Origin of the sequence: Seonamhaeicola sp. S2-3 (assembly GCF_001971785.1) — a bacterium.
In the GTDB taxonomy this organism is placed as follows: domain Bacteria; phylum Bacteroidota; class Bacteroidia; order Flavobacteriales; family Flavobacteriaceae; genus Seonamhaeicola.
In genome coordinates, this window is sequence record NZ_CP019389.1 from 650,243 (window position 1) to 673,900 (window position 23,658).

The 23,658-nt window shown below is 32.2% G+C and carries 18 protein-coding genes; 6 read left to right on the forward strand and 12 right to left on the reverse strand.

Going from position 1 to position 23,658, the window contains the following annotated elements:
• Nucleotides 1-53: 53 nt before the first annotated feature.
• From BWZ22_RS03135 to BWZ22_RS03150, 4 genes are all read right to left on the reverse strand, one after another.
• A complete protein-coding gene (locus tag BWZ22_RS03135) occupies nt 54-1,370 on the reverse strand; it encodes a TolC family protein (protein ID WP_076697918.1) in 1,317 nt (438 codons plus the stop codon).
• A complete protein-coding gene (locus BWZ22_RS03140; protein WP_076697920.1) occupies nt 1,360-4,557 on the reverse strand; it encodes an efflux RND transporter permease subunit in 3,198 nt (1,065 codons plus the stop codon). Before BWZ22_RS03140 ends, BWZ22_RS03135 begins: the two co-directional genes overlap by 11 nt.
• Complete coding sequence (locus BWZ22_RS03145) at nt 4,554-5,684, reverse strand: efflux RND transporter periplasmic adaptor subunit (protein WP_076697921.1); 1,131 nt, start codon at nt 5,682-5,684, stop codon at nt 4,554-4,556. Before BWZ22_RS03145 ends, BWZ22_RS03140 begins: the two co-directional genes overlap by 4 nt.
• Nucleotides 5,685-5,762: 78 nt before the next feature.
• A complete protein-coding gene (locus tag BWZ22_RS03150) occupies nt 5,763-7,673 on the reverse strand; it encodes an ABC-F family ATP-binding cassette domain-containing protein (RefSeq protein WP_076697923.1) in 1,911 nt (636 codons plus the stop codon).
• Between the two features lie 86 nt (nt 7,674-7,759).
• Here BWZ22_RS03150 and BWZ22_RS03155 point away from each other — a divergent pair, with 86 nt between their 5' ends.
• A complete protein-coding gene (locus BWZ22_RS03155; RefSeq protein WP_076697924.1) occupies nt 7,760-8,158 on the forward strand; it encodes a DUF983 domain-containing protein in 399 nt (132 codons plus the stop codon).
• Here the strand turns inward: BWZ22_RS03155 and BWZ22_RS03160 are convergent.
• The 8 genes from BWZ22_RS03160 to BWZ22_RS03195 form a co-directional block, all read right to left on the reverse strand.
• Nucleotides 8,155-9,198 carry an FAD-binding oxidoreductase gene (locus BWZ22_RS03160; protein ID WP_076697926.1) on the reverse strand — a complete coding sequence of 348 codons (1,044 nt, stop codon included), beginning with the start codon at nt 9,196-9,198 and terminating at the stop codon, nt 8,155-8,157. The two genes, BWZ22_RS03155 and BWZ22_RS03160, sit on opposite strands and share 4 nt — an antisense overlap.
• Nucleotides 9,199-9,291: 93 nt before the next feature.
• Nucleotides 9,292-10,182, reverse strand: coding sequence for a gliding motility protein GldN (gene gldN / locus BWZ22_RS03165; RefSeq protein ID WP_076697927.1), 891 nt, complete (start codon nt 10,180-10,182; stop codon nt 9,292-9,294).
• A gap of 39 nt (nt 10,183-10,221) precedes the next feature.
• A complete protein-coding gene (gene gldM, locus BWZ22_RS03170; RefSeq protein ID WP_076697929.1) occupies nt 10,222-11,787 on the reverse strand; it encodes a gliding motility protein GldM in 1,566 nt (521 codons plus the stop codon).
• Nucleotides 11,788-11,834: 47 nt separating this feature from the next.
• Nucleotides 11,835-12,473, reverse strand: a complete 639-nt coding sequence (gene gldL, locus BWZ22_RS03175; protein WP_076697930.1) for a gliding motility protein GldL — start codon at nt 12,471-12,473, stop codon at nt 11,835-11,837.
• An 84-nt stretch (nt 12,474-12,557) separates the two neighbouring features.
• Nucleotides 12,558-13,922: a gliding motility lipoprotein GldK gene (gene gldK / locus BWZ22_RS03180; protein ID WP_076697932.1), complete on the reverse strand. Its 1,365-nt coding sequence runs from the start codon at nt 13,920-13,922 to the stop codon at nt 12,558-12,560.
• A gap of 163 nt (nt 13,923-14,085) precedes the next feature.
• Nucleotides 14,086-15,252 carry a formimidoylglutamase gene (locus tag BWZ22_RS03185; RefSeq protein ID WP_076697933.1) on the reverse strand — a complete coding sequence of 389 codons (1,167 nt, stop codon included), beginning with the start codon at nt 15,250-15,252 and terminating at the stop codon, nt 14,086-14,088.
• 5 nt (nt 15,253-15,257) lie between these two features.
• Nucleotides 15,258-17,747, reverse strand: coding sequence for a type I DNA topoisomerase (gene topA, locus BWZ22_RS03190; RefSeq protein WP_076697935.1), 2,490 nt, complete (start codon nt 17,745-17,747; stop codon nt 15,258-15,260).
• Between the two features lie 139 nt (nt 17,748-17,886).
• Nucleotides 17,887-18,669 carry a DUF2189 domain-containing protein gene (locus tag BWZ22_RS03195; RefSeq protein WP_076697936.1) on the reverse strand — a complete coding sequence of 261 codons (783 nt, stop codon included), beginning with the start codon at nt 18,667-18,669 and terminating at the stop codon, nt 17,887-17,889.
• A 258-nt stretch (nt 18,670-18,927) separates the two neighbouring features.
• Between BWZ22_RS03195 and miaB the strand changes: the two genes are divergently transcribed.
• The 5 genes from miaB to secG all read left to right on the forward strand — a co-directional run bounded on the left by miaB (nt 18,928) and on the right by secG (nt 23,615).
• Nucleotides 18,928-20,376, forward strand: a complete 1,449-nt coding sequence (gene miaB / locus BWZ22_RS03200) for a tRNA (N6-isopentenyl adenosine(37)-C2)-methylthiotransferase MiaB (RefSeq protein ID WP_076697938.1) — start codon at nt 18,928-18,930, stop codon at nt 20,374-20,376.
• 7 nt (nt 20,377-20,383) lie between these two features.
• Nucleotides 20,384-21,652: a sigma-54-dependent Fis family transcriptional regulator gene (locus BWZ22_RS03205; protein ID WP_076697940.1), complete on the forward strand. Its 1,269-nt coding sequence runs from the start codon at nt 20,384-20,386 to the stop codon at nt 21,650-21,652.
• Between the two features lie 118 nt (nt 21,653-21,770).
• Entirely contained in the window at nt 21,771-22,277 is a 507-nt protein-coding gene (lptE, locus tag BWZ22_RS03210) for an LPS assembly lipoprotein LptE (RefSeq protein WP_076697941.1), read from the forward strand.
• A gap of 31 nt (nt 22,278-22,308) precedes the next feature.
• On the forward strand, nt 22,309-23,265 hold the full coding sequence (locus BWZ22_RS03215) for a hypothetical protein (RefSeq protein WP_076697943.1): 957 nt from the start codon (nt 22,309-22,311) through the stop codon (nt 23,263-23,265).
• Nucleotides 23,262-23,615: a preprotein translocase subunit SecG gene (secG, locus tag BWZ22_RS03220; RefSeq protein ID WP_076697944.1), complete on the forward strand. Its 354-nt coding sequence runs from the start codon at nt 23,262-23,264 to the stop codon at nt 23,613-23,615. Before BWZ22_RS03215 ends, secG begins: the two co-directional genes overlap by 4 nt.
• Nucleotides 23,616-23,658 lie beyond the last annotated feature (43 nt).

The following is a 23,658-nucleotide window of genomic DNA, read 5'->3' on the forward strand; positions in this document are numbered from 1 at the left end:
AAAATATAATAAATATGATGTATTTCATCTATAAAACAGCATATTCAAACTAATTAAAAACTAGTATTTAATATGTCTCCGCTAATTTTTAAAAGTGCTAATTCTGCCAATTTTGCCGAATATTTAGCTTGGTTTCTGGTTAATTCGGCATTTAATAGATTTATTTGTGCTTGTCTAAACTCAATAGAAGTAGCTTGCCCTAGCTTAAATTTTTCTTGTGTTCTATCAAAATTATTTTGAGAGGTTTCTATGTTGGTTTCTTGTAAACGGTAAATATTAAGTTTATTTTGATAATCATCCCAAGCGTTATTAAAATCACGCTCTAAAGTAATTAATAATTCTTCTTTTTGAGTATTTTGAATTTCTAGATTTATTTTAGCATTCTTAACATTAGTTATTGTACTACCTCCATCAAATAAATTCCATGTTAAATTTAAACCTCCTGATACACCAGAGTTGGTGTTTTGTAATGTAAATGCTAATGGACTATTATTTGTAGACTCGTTCCACCCGTAACTACCTGTTAATCCTATACTTGGCAAGTATGCCGATTTTTCCGATTTAACAACTAACTTATTTATTTCAATATTTTTGTTTAATTGTAGCAAACTAGTATTATACTGTTTTGCTTTTTCTAAAAGTGCTTCCTTATCTAATAATGTGTTAAACGTAATATTAGTATCTATACTAAAATCGGTTGTTAAACTATTGCCTAAAACAAGATTTAAATCTCTTTTAAAATTAATAAGTTCTTGTTTAGAATTCATGACGTTAATGCTATCATTATTAACATCAACCTCTGCATTTAACACTTCTAACTTAGTAGATTGTCCATAATTAAATTGATATTGAGCTCTTACTAAACGTTCCTTAGAAATTTCTAAAGTTTGTTTTATTGCTTGTGTATTTTCTTCTTGTTCTGCTACACTGTAGTAAACCGAAAAGAGTTGTAAAATGGTATTTTCTATGGTTTCACGGGCCTGTAATTCGGTTAAATTTTTTGTCTCTTTTAACTGTTTATAATCATATGCTCTACCAAAACCATCAAATAAAGTGTAATTTAAATTTATTGAAGCGTTGTAACTACGTGTTTCTGCTCCGTTAGCTATTCTTGTTTCTCCACTAGCTAATTCGCCCTCAGAATCCTGTTTAGTAATTGAGGCTCCTGCGTTTCCTGTTACTGTAGGTAAATAACCAGAATTTAAAATACTGGCATTGTTTTTAGCAATTTCAACATTACTTTTAGCCACTTTAATGCCGTAATTATGCTCTAAAGCTAAACTTACAGCTTTCTCTGGGGTTATTATTTCTTGCGCAACTAAGGAGGTAGAAATAAACAATAAACTTAATAGACTAATTTTAATTTTCATGTTCTTCTTTTTGCTCTATAATGGCTCGTTCTACTTCTTCTTTGGTTACTTTATTACCTGTTGCCAACCATTTTACGTTTTGTTTAATGCTATTACTAAATGATAAAAATAACGGTAAAACTAATAAAGTTAAAATGGTGGCATACCCAATACCAAATGATATTGAAATTGCCATAGGTTTTAAAAATTGAGCTTGCCTGCTTTTTTCTAAAAGCAAAGGGGCTAATCCTGCCATGGTAGTTAATGACGTTAAGAAAATAGCTCTAAAACGTGATTTTCCGGCCTCTGACAGAGCTTCGTTAAACTTCATACCTGCTCTTAGGTTGTTATTAAATTTACCTATAAGTACCAAACCATCGTTTACCATAATACCTATTAAGGCAATAATTCCTAAAAGCGATAAAATATTTACTTGAAAACCTAAAATCCAATGTCCCCAAGCCACCGCTGTTAAACTAAATGGTATTAATAATAGTAGTAGTAATGGTTGTGAATAACTTCTGAATGTAAAAGCTATAGTTATATAAATTAGTAATAAAATTATAGGACCAGCAATTTTTAAAGAACTTACTAACTTACTAGCTTCTCTATTTTGCCCTTCATAAGAGGCGTTTATGGTTGGGTATTTAGACTGTAGTTCTGGAATAAAGTTTGTTTTAATATCATCAATAATATCTGTGGCACTTGTACCTGGATCTTTTAAATCTGCATATACCTGTATTTCTCGCATACCTTCAAGATGATTTATTGCAACTTCGCCACGAGCAATGGTATAATTGGCTATATCTTTTAGTGTTACACGCTCACCTGTTGGTGTAACAATACGCATTTGATCTAAGTTATTGATAGAACTTCGGTTGTCTCTATCATAGCGAACCCAAACCTTAATTTCGTCTTGCCCACGTTGAAAACGTTGCGCTTGATTACCAAAAAAACCAGAGCGCACCTGTGCCATAACAGTTTGTAAATCTAAACCTAATAAATAAGCGCTTTCTTTAAGTTCTAAACGTATTTCTTTTATACCTGCCGGATCATTATCTCCAATATCTTTTAGTAGTGGATTAGACTTTAAATACGCTTTAAGTGCTTCTTTTGAAGCTTTTAATTCTTCAATGTTATTACTTAATAATGATACAGAAACTGGGTTGCCACCAAAATTACCACCAGAGCCATAAATTAGGCGTTCTGTACCAATAACAGGACCTACCAATTCTTCTAATCTATTGGTTACTAAAAACGATTTTATTTCGTCTGGACGCTCTTCACCCGGTAATAAATTAATTCTTAAAGTAGCACTAGAACTACTTGTTATATTTACAATGGTGTTTTCAAAAAGTTGTTTTCCAGTTCCTTTTAAATATTTCTCGGTTAATTCTTCATTTACAATAAATGATTTTTCTTCAATCATTGAAATAATAGAATCGGTTATTTTCTCGTTGGTTCCAGTAGGCATAACCAATTCTACCGTTACAGCATCACTAGCTATTCTTGGGAACAATGTAACACCAATAACGCTTCCACCAAGAGCCCCCAGCGTTAAAATTAAAAGAGTTACAAATATGCCAAGTGAAAATAGTTTAAATTGAAGCACAAAATTTAAAACTGGAGTATATAAACGTACCCGTAAATAAGTCATAATTCTATCTCCTAACTTATTAATACCCCGCATTACAGAGAAAAACTGTTTTATTTTTGAAGGCGTTTCAGTTTTAACAGGAGGTTTTAAAGCTTTTGAGTGTGCTAAATGCGCTGGCAAAATAATTAATGCTTCTACTAACGATACAACCAAAGTTAGTATTACAACTACCGAAACTTCGGCAAAATTCTCTCCTATTCTACTATCTAAAAAGAAGAATAACGAAAATGCTAAAAGCGTAGTAACTATTGCTGAAACTACGGGAGGAATTACCTCCATTGTACCATCAATAGCAGCTTGAATGGGTTTTTTACCTTTTTCGTAATGTTGGTAAATATTTTCTGCAATTACAATACCATCATCAACTAAAATACCAATAACAATAATCATTCCGAAAAGCGACAATACATTGATAGTAACATCAAACTGAGCTGCAAAAATAAACATCCCTAAAAACGATATAGGCAACCCAAAAGCCACCCACAAAGCTAATCTTGTGTTTAGAAATAATGACAAAAACAGTAACACTAAGAAAACACCTTGTAAGGCATTAGTTAGTAATAACATGGTACGTTGCTTTAGTGGTATTGACCTATCACTTACAACATCAATCTTTACATTATCATACTTTTGATTATATTCTTCAATATACTCATTAACCTTAGTTGCCGATGAAATTAAATCTTCATTATTGGTACTGGTTATTGAAATATTTACTGCCAAATCTTGATTAAAATAAGTTGCATTAGGCGTTTCTGAGAAACGATCTCTTATAATGGCTACATCTTTTAAGCGTACTATTTTACCATCGGAAGAAGCTTTTACTACAATATTTGATAATTCTCTACCATAATATTGCTTATTATTAGCTCTTATTAAAAACTCTTCAGCTTCGGTTTTTACGTTTCCTCCTGTTACTAAAATATTGGCTTTACTCACCGCATTAGCCACATCTGTAAAGGTGAGATTATAGGCTAACAACTGAGTTTCGTTTACAGCTATTTCAATTTCTTCTTCTGGAAATCCAGAGATCTCAATTTGCGAAATACCATCAATAGCTCTTAAATCTGTTTCAACTTGTCTTGCTAATTGCTTTAATGTTGCAAGAGGAATGTCTTTTCCGCTTATAGCAAATGAAATAGTTTCTCTTACCGCCTCTTGTTTTGAAACCACTAAAGGCTCCATACCCGTTGGAAAAGTAGGCACTCTATCAACTGCATTTTTAACTTCCAACAGCATGAAATCAATGTTTTCACCTTTTTCAATTTCAACAGTAATGGTTCCGCTATTTTCTTTTGAAACTGAAGTTACACGATCTACCCCTTTTAATCCTTTTAAATTATCTTCAATTTGAAGAACAATACCTTCTTCTATTTCTAAAGGAGACGCACCAGGATAGGTTATTGCAATGGTTATAATTTTAGAATCTGAAAGCGGAAAAAACGAAGACTTTAAGGCTAATGCTCCTATTATTCCAAATACAAAAAACGCAATAATAAATATGTTTACCGCAACATGATACCTTATAAAATATTCAATTACCTTTCTCATTCTTGAACTGTATCTGTTGAGTTAATAGCAGATTTAACACGCATGCCAACATAAGCTCCAGGTACCGGTTTTTTAAGGACCACTGTACTATCTGGAATGCCTTTTAAAACTACTTTATCTTCAGAAAAATATACTGGATTTACATCTATTACCTCTAAAACATTATCTTTTACTACAAAAACCTGATTGTCTTCTAGTAATAAATTTCTATCCATTTCATAGGCGTTAGGTTCTTCTTTTGCATTTAATTGAGCTTCTAAATACATGCCTTCTTTAAGCGCATCATCTTTTACTTCAATAAAAGCTGTTATGGTTTGGGTTGTGGCATCAATACTTCCATTTACTCTAGATACTTTACCTTTATAAGTTTCGGTGTTATCTAAATTATTCAACACAACATCTTCACCTACTCTTAAAAGCGTACCGTAGGTTTTACTTAAGGCTACTTCCATTTCATAAACCGACGGATTTATAAACTCACCTAGTTTTTGTCCGCTTCTAATTAATGAGCCCTCGGTTACTAAAGCTTCGGTTAAAATTCCAGTAAATGGTGCGGTAATATTATATTTTGATAAACGCTGTTCTAAATTTTTTACATTGTAATAACTGCTTACAATACCTCTGCCTGTAATGAAATAATTTTCTTTATCGGAAGTCATTTCAGGTAGCTTGGGTGTTGTTTTACTTAAATCAAAACTACTTAAATAGTCTTGCCATTTTTGAAAAACATCAGGAAAATCTAAACGTAAATCTGGCATTATAGCAGCAATACTATTGTACAATTCACTTTTTGCCGATTGGACACTTGCGTAATACTCAGACGCATCTATAGGAATTAAAACTTCGCCTTTATAATATTTTTGCCCAGGTTTAAAAAGTTTTTTTCCTGTTTTAAAAATGCCTTGAACTTCTGCATAAATTTCAACCCGTTGTTTGGCAACCAGATTACCATTTGCAGGAACAACAATTTTAACATTGGTATTAAAAACAGTATCTGTAATAACTGTTTTTACCACTTTTTCTCTTACAGGCTTGGGTTTGTTTTTACTGTCTATTATTTTTTTAGCCGCCAAAATGGAAGCAACAATTAAAACAACACCTATTACGGATAGTATAATTTTTCGCATTGATTGGTAGTTTAAGCATATAACAACAAAACTACCGCATAGTTTAACTTAAAAGTCTTAAAAAAAACTTAAAAAAAACTAATTACTTAACATATCTATTTCTTCTTGAAGTGCTTCCCACGTTTCCATTAAACTTTCTAAGTCTGTTTTCTTTTGATGATACTTATCAAAAAAATCTGGTTTTGAAGTTACCTCTTCATAGTTAATTTCAAGCTCTAAATCTATAGCTTTAATGTCTTTTTCTAACTGATTTATTTTAGCTTCAACATTACTTAACTTGTTGTTTAAAGACTTTAATTTCTTTTGCTCTTCGTAAGATTGTTGTTTTTTCTTTTTAGGCGTTTCTTTTACTACGGTTCTTTTTTCAACTTCCCGTAGGCTCTCAACTTTTCGTTGTTCCAAGTAGTAATCAATATCTCCTAGATATTCCTTTATCTTATGGTCTTTAAACTCATAAACTTTATTTGTTAAACCTTGTAAAAAATCACGATCATGAGATACCAAAATTAGGGTACCTTCGTATCGTTTTAGAGCCTCTTTGAGTACATTTTTAGATTTAATATCTAAGTGATTAGTTGGCTCATCCATTATCAATACGTTAAATGGCTGCAACATTAATTTAGCCAAGGCCAAACGGTTACGCTCTCCTCCTGATAGTACTCTAACATACTTTTCTACCTCATCGCCTCTAAATAAAAACGAGCCTAAAATATCTCTAACTTTGCTTCGGTTTGTTTCATTAGCGGCATCAACCATAGTATCTAAAACGGTTTTGTTGCCGTCTAAATACTCTGCCTGATTTTGAGCAAAGTACCCCAGTTGCACATTGTGACCCAATTTTAATATGCCCTCATATTTAATATCTCCAACAATAATTTTAGCTAAAGTAGATTTACCTTGTCCGTTTTGCCCAACAAAAGCTGTTTTACTGTCGCGTTCAATTAGTAAATTGATGTTTTTAAGCACCTCCTTGTCTCCATAATTTTTAGAAACCGATTCTGCTTCAATAACTACTTTTCCGGGTGTTACAGAAACAGGAAAATTAAGTGTCATGACGCTGTTATCATCTTCATCAACCTCAATACGCTCAATCTTATCTAGCTTTTTTATAAGCGATTGCGCCATAGAGGCTTTAGAGGCTTTAGCTCTAAATTTTTCAATAAGTTTCTCTGTTTGCTCTATTTGCTTTTGCTGATTTTTTTGCGATGCTAATTGTTGTTCTCTTAATTCTTTACGTAAAACCAAGTATTTAGAATAGGGTTTAGGATAGTCATAAATTCTACCTAATGAAATTTCAATAGTTCTATTTGTAACATTATCTAAAAACATTTTATCATGAGAAACTATAACCACGGCTCCAGCATAACTTTTTAAAAAGTTTTCTAACCATATAATAGATTCAATATCTAAATGGTTTGTAGGCTCATCTAAGAGTAGTATATCGTTATTTTGAAGTAATAATTTAGCTAACTCAATACGCATACGCCACCCACCAGAAAACGTATCGGTTAACTTATTAAATTCTTCTCTTTGAAACCCTAGTCCTTGTAAAATCTTTTCGGTATTACCTTGATAATTGTAACCACCCAAAATTTCGTACTGATGCTGTAATTCATTAATATCTACCATTAATTGATGATAGCCATCACTTTCATAATCTGTACGTTCTGCTAATTGGGTATTTATGGCTTCCATTTTAGCCTCTAACGCCTTAATTTCTGTAAAAGCCTCATAAGCTTCTTCTAATACCGTTCTACCAAGAATAAAATCTATATCCTGTTTTAAAAAGCCTATTTTTAATGCTTTATCTGCGGCTATTTGCCCAGAATCTGGCTCTAATTCTTTTGATAAAATTTTTAACATGGTAGACTTACCAGCTCCGTTTTTACCAATAAGCCCTACTCTATCACCGTTTCCTAGCTTAAACGTAATGTCTTCAAAAAGAAATTCTCCTTGAAATGAAATTGATAAATTATGAATATTAAGCATAGAAATGTGACTTTAGTTACAAATTTTTAAACAAATACAATTACTTTTGTTTTTTTAAAACGCAAGCAAAAATACACTAAAAATAAATGTTTAAAAAAGGAACTAAGCTTTATAGCATCATTACAGGTTGTTGCCCTAAATGTCATCAGGAATCAATGTACAGTACTAAAAACCCTTATATATTGTCTGATACTTTAAAAGTGAACGAACGTTGCTCTAAATGTAATACTAAATACCGAATAGAACCTTCATTTTTTTACGGAGCTATGTACGTAAGTTATGCGGTTGGTATTGCTTTTGCCGTAGCTGCTTTTGTTATTAGCAACCTTATTTTTAATGCCAGTTTAAAGGTTACTTTTATTTCTATTGTTGGCACCTTAGTAGTATTTATGCCAATAATAATGCGCCTTTCTAGAAATATCTGGATTAATTTTTTTATGTCTTATGATGAAAATTTAGTTAAGAAAAAAACTCAAGACAGCTAAATTTTAAACCTATTAATATCTATTTCTCCATCTAAAGGTGTTCCTTTTTCTATAAAATCATAAAGTTGTTTGGCTACATAAGGACCAATCATTACGCCTCTTGTGCCTAAGCCGTTTAATACAAATAAATTATTAAATTGAGGGTGCTTACCTACCAAAGGTCTTCTATCTTTAACAGTTGGCCTTACACCTGCTACCTGACCAACTACCTTAAAGGGACATTTTATTAGTTTGCTCAACTTCTCTAAAAGTGCTTCTTTAGCTTTTAATGATATTTTATTAGTTAAATCTTTCCATTCATAAGTAGCTCCTACAATGTATAAATCATCTCCTAATGGAATTAAAAATGCAGCAGATTTTAAAACAAAATTTATTTTTAATTCTGGTGCATGTATTATTAATAACTCACCTTTTGCTGGTACCAAAGGCAATTTGTTAAAAAACGGATTTTGCTTAACCCCAAACCCCTCAGCAAACACTACTTGTTTAGCTTCAATGTTTTTGAAGTTAATTTTTTCTGATTCTATTTTTACATCATCAAAAGGAAAATCTGCCTCAAAATATAAATTATTCTTTTTTAGGTATTTTTTGTAAGACTCTATTAATGTTTTAACATCAATTCTACCAGTTTTAAATACTTCACCAAAACCAAAAGGCGCGTGAATACTTGTATTTTCATTTTTTATAATGGTATCTGATAGGTACGTTTCTAAAATTGGTTTATCTGAAGCTTCAAACCAGTTATTTTGTTCTTCGGTTGATGCAAACTTACGGTATACTGGTAGTTTATAATCTAGCTTTACATTTAAAAACTGCTCTAAATTAGCATACATGGGTAATGCTAACTCTAATTGTTCTTTGGCTTTCCATACAGGTGTAAATCTTTTTAAAACTACAGGATTGTAAAGTCCGCCCGCAACAGCTGATGATAATTGCGAATTATTATCAAAAACTACAAAGGTTTTATTGTTATTTCTAAGTTGTTCACAAAAACTAATACCTGCTAACCCTATACCTACAACTATATAATCTACATGCATACTGCGAAGATAAAAAATCGATTTCTACCTATATAAACAATAGCAAAAAAAAAGCCCGCTTTTAAGCGGACTTTTTATATTATATTAAGTGGATTAGTAGGTCCACATATCTAATTCAAAATCTCTGATTTTATCTTTAATTCTTTCAGATTCTAACAACTGCATTAAAGAATTATCAGTTACGTACTCCTTGATTTCACGGTCTCCATAAACATTTTCTTCTTTGTATATTAAGCCGTTAAAACGTCTGGAATTTAAAAGATGATCAAAAGAATAAGGTTGCGAGCTATTTTGGTTATTAAACGCTTTAGCTTCATGCAATACCTCTCTGGCATCTGGGAAAAATATCCAAAATAAAGGCACTAAATCTGGGCTATCTGAATCTATAAAGTTAACGTCTGGAGCTACAGGAGCTATGGCTAACAACCTGTATTTCATTTCTGCTTGACGTTTATCAAAATACCAAAGACCTTTCATTCGATATTCAACAATATCAGCTGCTGTTATTTCTCTTCTATTTATATACTCTTCTGATACCTGTTCTCCAGCATTTAATTGCTCAATACCTAGTTCTGTGGTATCAATTTTCACTAATGCTGCTTCAATATCTTTTAAAGTACGTTTTGTTGAAAAGTAAGAATCATCATAGATGTTTTCTATTTTCCCGTTTTTAATATTCTTCATAAGAACGTCATATAAACAACGTCTGTCTTTACCTATATTATTGGTATCAATTGGGTAATATAACGGAAAATTAATACGCTCATCAAGAACTACTCTTTCCCAAACCATTTTAGCAAACAGAATATCTCTGTCGTCTACATAACCATACTCTAAAGGTTTATCGTTATCTATAGCTTTTTGTTCTTCTGTTCTTACACCTATTTCTTCTGGGCTTTTGGCATTTAATATATTAGCTTGTGCAAACATATTAGTAGCTGTAAAAACAGTTGCCACGGTTAATAAAAAACTTCTTAAATTCATTTTCTTTACTTTTTATTTATTAGGTAAACACCCAACATTTTAGTTTGTAAGCTCAATAAATACTGGTGAAACTTTCTTTATTTTCACACTAACACCCGTTGCTTTTGCTTGAATGTCGAATATTTGAACTCCAGAACCTCTTTTAGCTTTACGTAAAGCTGCTTTTGCTCTACTATCTAATTTATTTCCTTTTACTATAATTGTTGGTTGTCCTGGTACTTTAAATTTAAATTCTGCTACACGTAATGGTAATTCAAAATCAAAGTCATCAAATTTAGCACCAATGGTAGAGATTTCTAAAGAGTTTCTTTGCATTTTTAACGAACCATCTTCTCCTCTTACGGTACCTGTTGGTTTTGGTAAATCTTTAATTCTAAATTTAGCGTTATCTGATACTTTTTGACCATCTGGTAACGTACCTGTAACATTAATAGTAACTTCTCTACCTTTAATTTTTGTAGCATCCATTACATATTTACTACCAGAAACTCTAGATAAACCTTGAGCACTAGCGTGTACCTTATTATCAGAAACACCTGCAAAAGAAATGGTCATAGGGTTTTTAACACCTCTGTACACTACATTCATTTTATCTGCAGAAATAGTAGCTGCATTTGGTTTTGGTACTGTAGCAAAAGATTGATTTACTTCAACCTCTACTTCTTCTCCATCTTGAGCAAAGATTAATTTCCCTTTAATTTTGTGCTCTCCTGGAGAACCAGAATTTACATTTAATTTCACTTTACCGCCTTCTAGAGTAAAATCTTTACCTTCTTCTAACTTTCTGCCGTCTAAAGATAATTCTACTCTACTAGGTTTAGTAGAAGCATCTGTTCTTCCTAACACAATTTCTCCATCAAACTTTTCACCATTAAAATAGGCTGATTTTGATGTTTCCATTAATGTAGAATAGTTTGTCATAGACACCTCACTAGAAAGTGTTCCTGCTAACATTTGAGATAAAACTTCAGATTCTGTAGTTTTAATATCAGACTGTAATTGAGTCATCTTAGTTAATGATGCCACCAAAGGGAAGCCTTTATAGTGGTAATCTAACCAATCTACTTTTCTGCCATCTCTATTAATTTCTGGCTCAGTACTGAATTTTTCTTTTACATCTCTAACTATGTTTTCCATTCCTTTTTTCCCTTCTAACAAGGAAACAACACCTTCTCTAAAAGTATTTATTTGGTCTAAAAACTCTTGTCCTTCTGGTTTAAGTTTATCTCCTTTAAAAAAGTTTTGATCAAGATAGTCTCCTTTATCCATGATTTCATAATCAGTTGGATTGTCTACAGTTGCAGTCATCTTGCTCTTTAGTTCTGCTAAATAGCTATCAAAATTAGAAGCTAATTTATGTAAACTCTCAGCCTCTGCTTTTAAAGGTTGATATTTTTCTGGTTGTTCTTCGGCCTTAAGGTTTAAACTAGCAACAAAATTATTGTTACGTTCCTCGGCTGCTTGGTTTGACTCCACAAGTCTTTCATTCATTAATCCGAAGGCTGAAAGCACTTCTTTAGACATATTTAATGCTAACATAGCAATGAAGATTAAATACATCAGATTAATCATCTTCTGTCTTGCTGATAAATTATTTCCTGCCATTTTTAATTAGGTTTTGGTTAATTATTGATAATTTGGGCAACCCCTAATTAATTTTTATTCATTGCAGATAACATACCACCATAAACGCCATTTAATGAAGAAAGGTTAGATGCTAATGATTGCATTTGTTCTTTTAATTTAGCTGCATTTTCTACAGACTCTTCGTTAATTGCTGCTTGTTTGTTAATGCTCTCTAATTGTACTTTATATAAACTATTTAAAGATTCCATTTGAGCCGCTGCTAATGATAATTCTTCACCATACTTCTTAGAAGCTTCAATAGAATCTACAGTTGATGACATATTTTTAGCTGCACCTTCAAAATTTTTAATGCTTTCTCCTAAACTAGAAATTAATTCACCATCAATTTTAGCTTCTTTTAATAAGTCATCTAATTTTTTAGACAATAATCCTTGAGGATTTTCTTCTTTTTCTTTTTTGCTTTTTTGCCCGCCAGCTAATTCTGGATACACTAACGACCAATCTAAATCATCATCAACTGGTTCAAATGCAGATAATGCAAAAATAATTGCTTCGGTAACAAGACCTATGGTTAACATAACGTTACCGGTTAAAAATCCAATTTCGAAGTGTGTAATTTTAAACAATGCTCCAACGATTACAATAGATGCCCCTAATCCGTAGGCCATATTCATGAATCTTTTACTTGTTTTTGACTGTGCCATAATTTCTCGGTTTTTAAATTTTAAGTAGGTTATTACTTAAGTAGGTTAATTAATAGTATTAAATTTGATTTGATTAAATAAATGTTATTTACCCCCGTTACTAGTTACTTTTGTCCCCATGTAATCTTGAACGGTTCTGAAACCTATATAACTTCTTGCAGAATCTGCATATTCGTAATCTCTTGAGCTTACTTGTAAAAAGTAAGCAACATCTTTCCAAGAGCCACCTCTTATAACTTTACGTGTATTATCTTCATCATTAACGTTAGGGTTAATGGTTGATGTGTATTCATAAGAACCTGGATCATACGAGGCATTTACCCATTCTGAAACGTTTCCTGCCATATTATACAAGTTATAGTCATTTGGCTCGTATGATTTAGCCTCTACAGTATATAATGCTTGGTCTGCTGCGTAATCTCCTCTTACAGGCTTGAAGTTTGCCATAAAGCAACCTCTGTCACTTTTGGTATATGGACCACCCCAAGGGTAAGTTGCTGCTTGCAAACCACCTCTTGCTGCGTATTCCCATTCTGCTTCAGAAGGTAATCTAAATCTATTTACTAAAGCAGCTCCTTTAGATTTTTGGTAAGAGTTTTTCTTAATAGTTCGCCATTCACAGAATGCTTTTGCTTGTTTCCAAGTTACGCCAACTACAGGGTATTCACTATAAGCATCGTGCCAAAAGTAATCATTATGCATTGGCTCATTGTATGAGTAAGCAAAATCTCTAATCCAAACTGTAGTATCTGGATATACTTCTATTTCTTCTTTTTTAATAACGTCTTTTCTAGCTATACCTCTATTTCTTGCAGCCTCTTTAATATCCATGTAATTGTATTGAAACTTAAATTTCTTTACATCCCATGTACGCTGTCCATTATAAGATTCTTCTATAGGTAAATACATAGTATCCATTACTTCGGCATAATACTCATCTATATACTCTGACGTATCAAAGATTAAATCTATGTCTTTATTAATTTTTCTTCCTTCATAACCTGTAGGTCCCAAACCAGTATAGTTTTCGAACATGTATTTTTCATAAACGGTCATATTAGAGGTATCTGCATCTTTAAATGCAAACTCACCAATAGTACCTTCATCTTCTTGTGTTAAACCTACCTCATCGGCAAGAATAGCTAATTTCATCCTAATTATTGAGTCCCTAACCCAATGAACAAATTCACGATATTCACTGTTAGTTATTTCTGTAGCATCCATATAAAATGCTCTAACAGTTACTGTTTTTGCAGGCGCATCATGTATACCAGCCAAATCATCGTCTGCTTTTCCCATAATAAATGCTCCACCAGGAATAAGCTCCATCCCATAAGGCTTTTCTGGGTGCCATTTTTTACCTTTAACACCCACTAGCTCACCTCTATCTTTAGAGCCACAACTAGCTAGCATTGTTATTACTGCGGTTAATAAAATAAACTTCTTCATATCTATAGTAAACTCGAGGTTAATTAATTAAGCTTCACTTTTCGTGGCGTAAACATATTTATAATATTCTATAAAAACAACTTTTTCTACAAAAAAATTACATTTCATCGTGAAAAAATAACGTTTCACCGATGAAATAATCCCTTTAACCATACTGAATATCTTACATGCAATTCTTTCTAAAAGCTTTATACCAGCGGTCTGGCACCTTATTATTACAGGCATCTAGGTAATCTTGATGCATGCAAGGTAATAACGTATGTCTTTTCAATTTATTATTTACTTCTGATAAAAAAGGGATCTCTATCCACCATCTTCCAGTTTTATTACTTTTATAAAATATTAACTCTTCTGACTCTATTAACGTAATAAACTTTTGGTAGTTTCTTTCATCTGAGAAGTCATCATCTTTAACTCTTAGGTTTACGCCTTCAATAAAATACCATAACATTTGAGAGATGAGCATAGATGTAATTTCATCATCTTTAGAAGGTTTATATTCATAGATACCAAATGAGGTTACCTTATTACTAATACCTGCATATCTTGATATGGCACAAATTTCTTTTCCATCTAAGCCATTAGGTGAATACTTTTGATTTAAACTCACCTCTGCACTTCTAACTGATGATAAATCTATAGTTACAATGTTAGCATCTCTTAAAACAGGCTCTACTAGTGATATATTATTAGATACATCTCCTAATCTGTAAGATTCAAAATAAAGATTATCCATTAAATCAATCTCTTCTTGTGAGTTGAAATAAGTTTGATATCCTATTGTTGCGTAATTAAAGAGATTATAAGGCTTATCTAAAACAATCTTACCTACAAAGCTGTTATTTTTAATGGGTTTTGTAGAATCTCCTAAATCGAACTTACTATCTACATTCACTATATTTACCATAGGAATTAGGTTATCATAAGCTCTATAATTAGGATATGTTAAATCTTGACTCCCTCCTAATATAATAGGGATAATATTTTTTTTAATTAGTATATTAATGGCTGTTTTTAATGCAAAATAGGTATCTTCTACACTTTCGCCTTTATTTATATCGCCTAAATCTGCAATGGTAGTAGTCCAAGTACCGGGATAAAGACTGTAAAATGCCTTACGAATTTCATCTAAATTAAATTCTGCACCTATATAATTTACATCATTTCTATTTTCTAAAACACCTATAATAGCAACAGAAACGTCTTCTAAATCTGGAATGCCATTTTGTTCTGAGTGAATTTTAATTTTTCTTCCTAGCGCTTGTGCAGATAACAGCTCGTTATGGGCTAAAACTAAATCTGAAACTGGAGATAGAAAGTTAAAATTCATTTATATTATTTCTTTTTGGTAGTTTTTCGTTTTCTTGTTGTTTTTTTCTTTGGTGCATTGGCTTCAATAATGGCTTTTGCTTCTTCTAAAGTCATTTTAGATACATCAACAGTTTTAGCCAACTCTACTTTAATTTTACCTTGTATAACATTATGCCTTCCCCAACGCGCTTTTTCTACTCTAATACCTTCATCTTCCCAATGGTGAATTAATTTATCTTTTTCTTTTTGAATTTTATCTTCAATTAATTCAACAATATCGGCATCAGATAGGTTATCCCAATCGTACTTTTTATTCACGTTAATGAACATGTTGTTCCATTTAATAAATGGGCCAAAACGTCCTTTACCTTTTTGCACCGGTAAATCTTTATACATATATATTGGTGCATCTGCTTTTTGTTTTTCTTTTATTAAAACAATAGCATCATCTAAATCTACACTTAACGGATCTGTTCCTTTTGGTAGTGAAACGTAAGCTTTACCAAATTTAACATAAGGTCCAAAACGCCCGTTATTAACCTGAACTTCTTCTCCCTCATAAGTTCCTAATTTTTTTGGAAGCTGAAATAAATCCATTGCTTCTTCAAAAGTAATGGTGGTTAATTGTTGGTCTGGGCTTAAACTAGCAAATTGCGGTTTTTCTTCGTCATCTACAGTTCCTATTTGCACCATAGGCCCAAACCTTCCTAAACGTACGCTTACTTGCCTTCCTGTTTTAGGGTCTGTTCCTAAAATACGCTCTCCAGATTCTCTATCGGCATTTTCTTTTACATCTTCTACTTTAGGATGGAAGGTTTTCCAGAATGACTTCATCATTTTTGTCCAATCTTCTTCTCCTTCGGCTATACTATCAAAACTTTCTTCAACTTTAGCTGTAAAATTATAATCTAGTATTTGATCAAAATGATTTACCAAAAAGTCTGTTACAATCATCCCAATATCAGTTGGCACCAGCTTTCCTTTGTCAGAGCCCACTTTTTCTGTAAGCGTTTTATCGGTAATACTTCCAGCCTTAAGTGTTAGTTGAGCATATTGCCTTTCTTCACCTTCAACAGAACCTTTTTCTACATAATTTCTATTTTGAATAGTTGAAATTGTTGGTGCGTAAGTTGACGGACGACCAATACCTAACTCTTCTAGTTTTTTAACCAAAGAAGCCTCGGTATATCGTGCTGGTGGACGCGTATAACGCTCTGTTGCTGTAATATAATTATTAACAAGTGTTTCACCTGTTTTCATTGCTGGCAACATACCTTCTTGCTCTACATCTTCATCATCTGTTCCTTCTAAATACACTTTTAAAAACCCATCAAAAGTAATTACCTCACCACTTGCTGTAAATATTTCGTTATGTGTTGAAGCTTCTATTTTAACATTGGTACGCTCTAATTGGGCTTCACTCATTTGCGATGCAATGGCGCGTTTCCAAATTAATTCATATAAGCGTGCTTGGTCTCTATCTATATTAACCGTATGTCTTGAAAAATCTGTTGGCCTAATAGCCTCATGCGCTTCTTGTGCACCTTTTGATTTTCCAGAGTAATTTCTAGGTTTACTGTAATTAGAGCCATAGGCTTTTTCTATTTCTTCTTGAGCGCCTTGTCTTGCTTCATCAGATAAATTAGTACTATCTGTTCTCATGTAGGTTATTAAACCAGCTTCATATAGGCGTTGTGCCATAGTCATGGTTTTACTAACAGAGAAATATAATTTACGTGATGCTTCTTGTTGTAAAGTAGAAGTGGTAAACGGTGCTGCAGGTAATTTTTTTGCAGGTTTTTTAGTTAAATCTGCTACTTTAAAACTTGCCGAAGTATTTTGCTCTAAGAATTTTTTTGCTTCTTCTTTAGAAGGAAAAGTTTTTGGTAATTTAGCTTTAAATGATTGCCCTGTTTCATTAGAAAATTCGGCAATAATTCTAAACGAAGCTACTGGTTTAAAGTTTTTGATTTCGCGTTCTTTTTCAACAATTAATCGAACTGAAACCGATTGTACTCTACCTGCTGATAAGCCCCCTTTTACTTTTCTCCATAAAACGGGAGATAACTCATACCCCACAATTCTATCTAAAACTCTACGTGCTTGTTGCGCGTCTACCAAATCATAATCTATACCTCTTGGGTTTTTAATAGCTTTTTGAATTGCAGACTTTGTAATTTCATGAAAAACAATACGCTTTGTTTTTTCTTTATCTAGTTTTAAAGCTTCGGCTAAATGCCATGCAATAGCTTCTCCTTCGCGGTCTTCATCACTAGCCAACCAAACAGTTTCTGCTTTTTTTGCTAATTCTTTAAGTTTTTTAACTACTGCTTTTTTATCTTTTGAAACTTCATATTTTGGTTTAAAGTCTCCCTCTACATCAACCCCCAATTCTTTTGAAGGAAGGTCTGATATGTGCCCAAAACTAGACTCTACTTTAAAATCTTTTCCTAAAAATTTTTCAATAGTCTTTGCCTTTGCAGGAGACTCAACAATCACTAAATTCTTCGCCATACTTCCGTTTTTGAAGCTACAAATGTATATGAAAAAAAGTTTATCTGCTGCATTTTAAAGATTAACTGTAAAATATTTTTTTAAAAAAGCCCTTGTTAAACATAGTAAACATGGGCTTTTAAAAGCATTTTAAAAAGATTTATTCTGCTGAAGTTCCTATTTCTTCAATAGCAGAAGTTTCATCAAAACCTATAACTTCTTTATAAACCATATAAATTGGATGATAAGGAAATGCTGCCGTGAACAAAATACCTATACCACATGATAACAGCCCTACTATTTCAGCTAATAAGCCTGAAACTATCAATAATCCAAAAATAAGCAACCACTTTTTATTACCTAGTTTAAAGCTTACTTTTACAATCTCTCCTACGCTTAATTCTGGATTAAACGCAAATACTATTGCAAATAAAGATAAAGGTACCATTACATATAAAATTGGCAAATAACATAATAAAGCTGCTACAACTCCTATTCCTATAGATATTAGCATTAAAACAAACGTTTTGCTTAAATATTTTCCTTTAACAAAATAGAAAAAATCTGAAGTTGACACTTGCTCATCATGATCTAACTTTCTCATAATTCTATAAAAACCAGCATTCAACGCTACAGAAATAGCCCCTAAAACTAAAACGCCAACAATAACAAATAGAATATAAAGAATAGACATGCCTGCAAAAAGACTATCAAATGCTTGAGTATCTCCATAACCACTTTCTTGTTGCGCAATAATTGCTCCTATAAACGGAACGTAAAACACAATAATTAAAGGCAACATTACAATTACCGTAAACAGTTGAAGCAAAAATCCTTGGAGCCATGTTTTTTTAAACAACTCTATAGAATTACTAAAAATATTACCAAAATCTAAATCTTTGGCTGTACTTATCTTTTCAATTAAAACGTTAAAGGAATTCATTATAAATTATATTTGGTTAGTTAATGAGTTAAATTTTCACACAATAAAAGTAATTGTTTTTTACAATTTGTTACTAATTGAAACAAAAAAACTATTTATAAACAGATTTTCCTTATGGTTTATTTTCTTTTTAACAGTTCTATCCCTAAAAATCATTACAAAAATTTAACTAAAAATTAGAATATGCCACTTTGTCAGAAAACCTAAATTAATTGTATCTTTGCACACTTATTGACCATAAATTGGTTCTAACATACTATGGAAAAGATAATAGACGAAAACAAGCAAGGAGAATCTTTAATTTTAGAGCAAAAAGAAGGCAACAAACGTAAGCTTTTTATTGAAAGCTATGGTTGCCAAATGAATTTCTCTGACAGTGAAATTGTAGCATCAATTTTAGCAGACCAAGGATTCAACACAACCCAAAACCTTGAAGATGCCGATTTGGTTTTAGTAAACACCTGCTCTATTAGAGATAAAGCAGAACAAACAGTACGCAAACGTTTAGAAAAATATAATGCTGTTAAACAACAACATAACCCACATATGAAAGTTGGTGTTTTAGGTTGTATGGCAGAACGCTTAAAAAGCAAATTTCTTGAAGAAGAAAAAATTGTAGACTTAGTTGTTGGACCAGATGCTTACAAAGATTTACCAAATCTTTTAGCTGAGGTTGATGAAGGAAGAGAAGCCATTAACGTTATCCTTTCAAAAGAAGAAACCTACGGAGATGTTTCTCCTGTACGTTTAAACACTAACGGTGTAACAGCATTTGTTTCTATAACCAGAGGCTGTGATAACATGTGTACCTTTTGTGTGGTACCATTTACCCGCGGACGCGAACGTAGTAGAGACCCACAAAGTATTATTGAAGAAGTAAACGATTTATGGAATAGGGGTTACAAAGAAATTACATTGCTAGGGCAAAATGTAGACAGTTACCTTTGGTATGGTGGCGGACTCAAAAAAGATTTTGACAAAGCCAGTGATTTACAAAAAGCTACTGCCGTAAATTTTGCTCAATTACTAGCAATGTGTGCAGAAGCACAACCTAAAATGCGTTTTCGCTTCTCTACATCAAACCCGCAAGATTTTACCATGGATGTTATTAAAACCATGGCAGAACATAAAAACATCTGTAATTATATTCATTTGCCTGTTCAAAGTGGTAGCAATCGTATTTTAAAAGCCATGAACCGTTTGCATACTCGCGAGGAATACATTGAATTAATAGACAATATAAAAGGTTTAATTCCAGATTGCGCCATAAGTCAGGATATGATTGCTGGTTTCCCCACAGAAACTGAAGAAGACCACCAAGACACCCTGAGTTTAATGGAGTATGTAAAATACGATTTCGGTTTTATGTTTGCCTATTCTGAAAGACCTGGCACCCTAGCAGAACGAAAATTAGAAGACGACATTCCTTTTGATGTAAAAAAGCGTCGTTTAAATGAAATTATTGCTTTACAACAAAAACACAGTTTATTACGCACTAAAGCCCATGTTGGTAAAATTGAAGAAGTATTAATTGAAAAAGCATCTAAACGTTCAGATGCACATTGGTCTGGTAGAAATACTCAAAATACGGTTGTAGTATTTCCTAAAGGTAATTATAAAGTAGGTGATTTTGTAAACGTAAAAATTACTGATTGTACCAGCGCTACACTTATTGGTGAAGCTGTTGGGTACTCAGAAAATAATTAAAAAATCAATGGAATCAATTCAAGCTATAAAACAACGTTTTGGTATTATTGGTAACTCACCATCGTTAAATCGTGCTATTGAAAAAGCCATTCAAGTAGCACCAACAGATATTTCGGTGTTAGTAACTGGTGAAAGCGGTGTTGGTAAAGAAAGTATTCCTAAAATAATACACCAATTATCACACAGAAAGCACAATAAATATATTGCTGTAAACTGTGGAGCCATTCCAGAAGGCACCATAGATAGTGAACTTTTTGGTCATGAAAAAGGCGCCTTTACAGGAGCCACACAAACCCGTAGTGGTTATTTTGAAGTAGCCGATGGCGGAACCATTTTTTTAGATGAAGTTGGAGAACTACCACTAACAACACAAGTACGGTTGCTACGTGTTTTAGAAAATGGCGAGTTTATAAAAGTAGGCTCTAGTAAGGTTCAAAAAACAAACGTACGTATTGTTGCTGCTACAAATGTTAACATGTTTGAAGCTATTGAAAAAGAAAAATTTAGAGAAGATTTATACTATCGCTTAAGCACTGTTGAAATTCACCTACCTCCGCTTCGAGAAAGACAAGAAGATATTCATTTGCTTTTTAGAAAATTTGCTAGTGATTTTGCTTTAAAATATAAAATGCCAACAATAAAATTAACAGATAATGCTGTTCAAATTTTAACAAAATATCGTTGGAATGGTAACGTTCGTCAACTTCGTAATATTGCCGAACAACTTTCTGTTTTAGAGCAAAACAGAACCATTTCTGCAGAGACACTTCGTAGTTATTTACCAACCGCAAGTAATAATTTACCTGCCGTGGTAAAAACATCAAAATCTGAAAGCGATTTTAGTAGTGAACGTGAAATTCTTTACAAAGTTTTATTCGATATGAAAAACGATTTAAACGACTTAAAGAAACTCACCATGGAACTTATGAAAAGTGGCAATGTAAAGGATGTTGAAAAAGACCACGAACACCTTATACAAAAAATTTATGGCGATGATAAACCAGAGGAAACCTCGTATAATGAACCCGTTCAAGAAACCGAAGTTTTATCTATTCCTGAGCTTGTAACAAACAACGAAACCGCCATAAAAACTCAAGATAAATATCATTTTGCTGAAGAAATAGAAGAAGAAGAAACCCTATCTTTACAAGACAAGGAATTAGAATTAATAAAAAAATCACTTGAACGTCATAACGGAAAACGTAAATTAGCTGCCGCAGAACTAGGAATTAGTGAACGTACTTTATACAGGAAGATTAAACAATATAATCTTTAAAAAACACATTAATAGTTCTGGCATAAAATCTAAATTACAACATTATAAAAAAGTATCCGTTTAAAAATAATTAACTTAATAATATACTTAGTACAATTAGAGGCATCTATTATATCGAATGAAACACTTAAAATATATTTTTTTAGCATTGGCATTTGTTACCTTAACAAATTGTAAAGTACAATACAGCTTTAATCCACCAACCTCTATAATTGCAGAAACATACCAAGTAAACCAATTTGAAAATACAGCTTTATTATTTGATGCAACTTTAGCAAGAGACTTTAAATTGGCTCTTGAAGACTTAATACAAAATCAAACAAACTATAGGTTGGTACCATCTAGAGGCGACTTAATTTATGAAGGTGAAATTACAGATTACAGAATTTCTCCAACAACCTCAACATCCGATAACACTGCTGCCCAAAACAGATTAACAATTTCTGTTAGACTTAGGTTTTACAATACAAATAATGAAGAAGATGATTTAGAGCAAACATTTTCTTTTTTCTATGATTTTGATGCCAGTGAGCAGTTAGTAGGCTCTGTAAAAGAAACAGCTCATGAAGAAATTTTAGACCGCTTAACACAAGACATATTTAACGCCACCTTAGCTAGGTGGTAATAAATGATTAAATTTGGTTTATCCAAAAAAAATGAATTCGTCAGATTTTATAAACATACTACAACACCCCCAAGATATTACGCATCAACAAACTGAAGCTATCAAGTCTGTTATTGATGAATTTCCATATTTTCAATCGGCACGTGCAGTGTATCTAAAAGGACTAAAAAATGATAGTAGTTTTAAATACAATCAAGAATTAAAAACCACAGCTGCCTACACTACAGACCGCAGTATTTTATTTGATTTTATTACATCTGAAGCCTTTGCTCAAAACGAAATTTCTCAATTTATAAAGCAAAATACTGCTCATTTAAAAGATATTGAAGTTTCTGCCGATGATATTTCAGTTAATAAAAGTGTTGAAGTTGATGACGCTTTAAAACGTCAAATTAAAGAAACTAAAGGTGTTTTAGACCCCGCTCTTTTTCAACCTAAAACCCCTTTACCTAAACAAGAGAACACTTTTAAATTAGACGAATCTAAAACTATTGAAACCACAACAGAAATCAACGAAGAACCTCAGCTTTCTGCTTCTGAAATATTAAATTTAGGAAAACCTCTTCAATTTGAAAAAAACGAAAAACACTCTTTCAATGAATGGTTAAAACTAACTAGATTTAAACCTATTGATAGAGAAAATGAACTGATTGAAACAAAATTAGAAGAAAAAAATGAAGCCCCTAGTAAACCTGCATCTATAGAAAAAGCTAAAAAATTTGAACTAATTGATAGATTTATTAGTAAAAACCCTAAAATAAAGCCCTCAACCCCTAATAAAAAAGGCAATTTAGCAAAAGCACAAATGATAAAACCAGAGTCTTTAATGACAGAGACTTTGGCTCGTATTTATGTAGAACAAAAAAACTACAAAAAAGCAATTCAATCTTATAAGATTTTAAGTTTGAAATATCCAGAAAAAAGTGGTTTCTTTGCAAACCAAATTAAGGCAGTAGAACAATTACAAGAACAAAACAATAAAAAATAATGAGTTTTACAATATTTTTAGTATTAATTGTGGTAGTAGCATTTTTACTAATAGTAGTTATTATGGTACAGAACCCTAAAGGTGGCGGATTATCATCATCATTTGGTGGTGGTGGCACACAGCAATTAGGAGGCGTTAAAAAAACAACCGACTTTTTAGATAAAAGTACTTGGTATTTAGCTACCTTTTTATTGGTGTTAATTTTAGCTTCTAACGTAGCAATAAACAAAGGTGGAGATAATGTAGAATCTAAAGCGTTAGACCCAGACACACAATCTACACAACCTTTACCTGTTCCTACCCAAACAGACAACAGTAATACTGCAACAGATTCAACATCTGCAGAATAATACAATGATAAAACATTAAAAAAATGCCAACTCTTACAGTTGG

Excerpts from the sequence above, each read along its gene's own strand:
- gldM (WP_076697929.1), bottom strand. The coding sequence starts at position 11,787 with ATGGCAGGAAATAATTTATCAGCAAGACAGAAGATGATTAATCTGATG.
- BWZ22_RS03160 (WP_076697926.1), bottom strand. The coding sequence starts at position 9,198 with ATGCATGTAGATTATATAGTTGTAGGTATAGGGTTAGCAGGTATTAGT.
- BWZ22_RS03150 (WP_076697923.1), bottom strand. The coding sequence starts at position 7,673 with ATGCTTAATATTCATAATTTATCAATTTCATTTCAAGGAGAATTTCTT.
- miaB (WP_076697938.1), top strand. The coding sequence starts at position 18,928 with ATGGAAAAGATAATAGACGAAAACAAGCAAGGAGAATCTTTAATTTTA.
- BWZ22_RS03205 (WP_076697940.1), top strand. The coding sequence starts at position 20,384 with ATGGAATCAATTCAAGCTATAAAACAACGTTTTGGTATTATTGGTAAC.
- BWZ22_RS03140 (WP_076697920.1), bottom strand. The coding sequence starts at position 4,557 with ATGAGAAAGGTAATTGAATATTTTATAAGGTATCATGTTGCGGTAAAC.
- BWZ22_RS03145 (WP_076697921.1), bottom strand. The coding sequence starts at position 5,684 with ATGCGAAAAATTATACTATCCGTAATAGGTGTTGTTTTAATTGTTGCT.
- BWZ22_RS03135 (WP_076697918.1), bottom strand. The coding sequence starts at position 1,370 with ATGAAAATTAAAATTAGTCTATTAAGTTTATTGTTTATTTCTACCTCC.
- gldK (WP_076697932.1), bottom strand. The coding sequence starts at position 13,922 with ATGAAGAAGTTTATTTTATTAACCGCAGTAATAACAATGCTAGCTAGT.
- BWZ22_RS03215 (WP_076697943.1), top strand. The coding sequence starts at position 22,309 with ATGAATTCGTCAGATTTTATAAACATACTACAACACCCCCAAGATATT.
- lptE (WP_076697941.1), top strand. The coding sequence starts at position 21,771 with ATGAAACACTTAAAATATATTTTTTTAGCATTGGCATTTGTTACCTTA.
- BWZ22_RS03155 (WP_076697924.1), top strand. The coding sequence starts at position 7,760 with ATGTTTAAAAAAGGAACTAAGCTTTATAGCATCATTACAGGTTGTTGC.
- topA (WP_076697935.1), bottom strand. The coding sequence starts at position 17,747 with ATGGCGAAGAATTTAGTGATTGTTGAGTCTCCTGCAAAGGCAAAGACT.
- gldL (WP_076697930.1), bottom strand. The coding sequence starts at position 12,473 with ATGGCACAGTCAAAAACAAGTAAAAGATTCATGAATATGGCCTACGGA.
- BWZ22_RS03195 (WP_076697936.1), bottom strand. The coding sequence starts at position 18,669 with ATGAATTCCTTTAACGTTTTAATTGAAAAGATAAGTACAGCCAAAGAT.
- BWZ22_RS03185 (WP_076697933.1), bottom strand. The coding sequence starts at position 15,252 with ATGAATTTTAACTTTCTATCTCCAGTTTCAGATTTAGTTTTAGCCCAT.
- gldN (WP_076697927.1), bottom strand. The coding sequence starts at position 10,182 with ATGAATTTAAGAAGTTTTTTATTAACCGTGGCAACTGTTTTTACAGCT.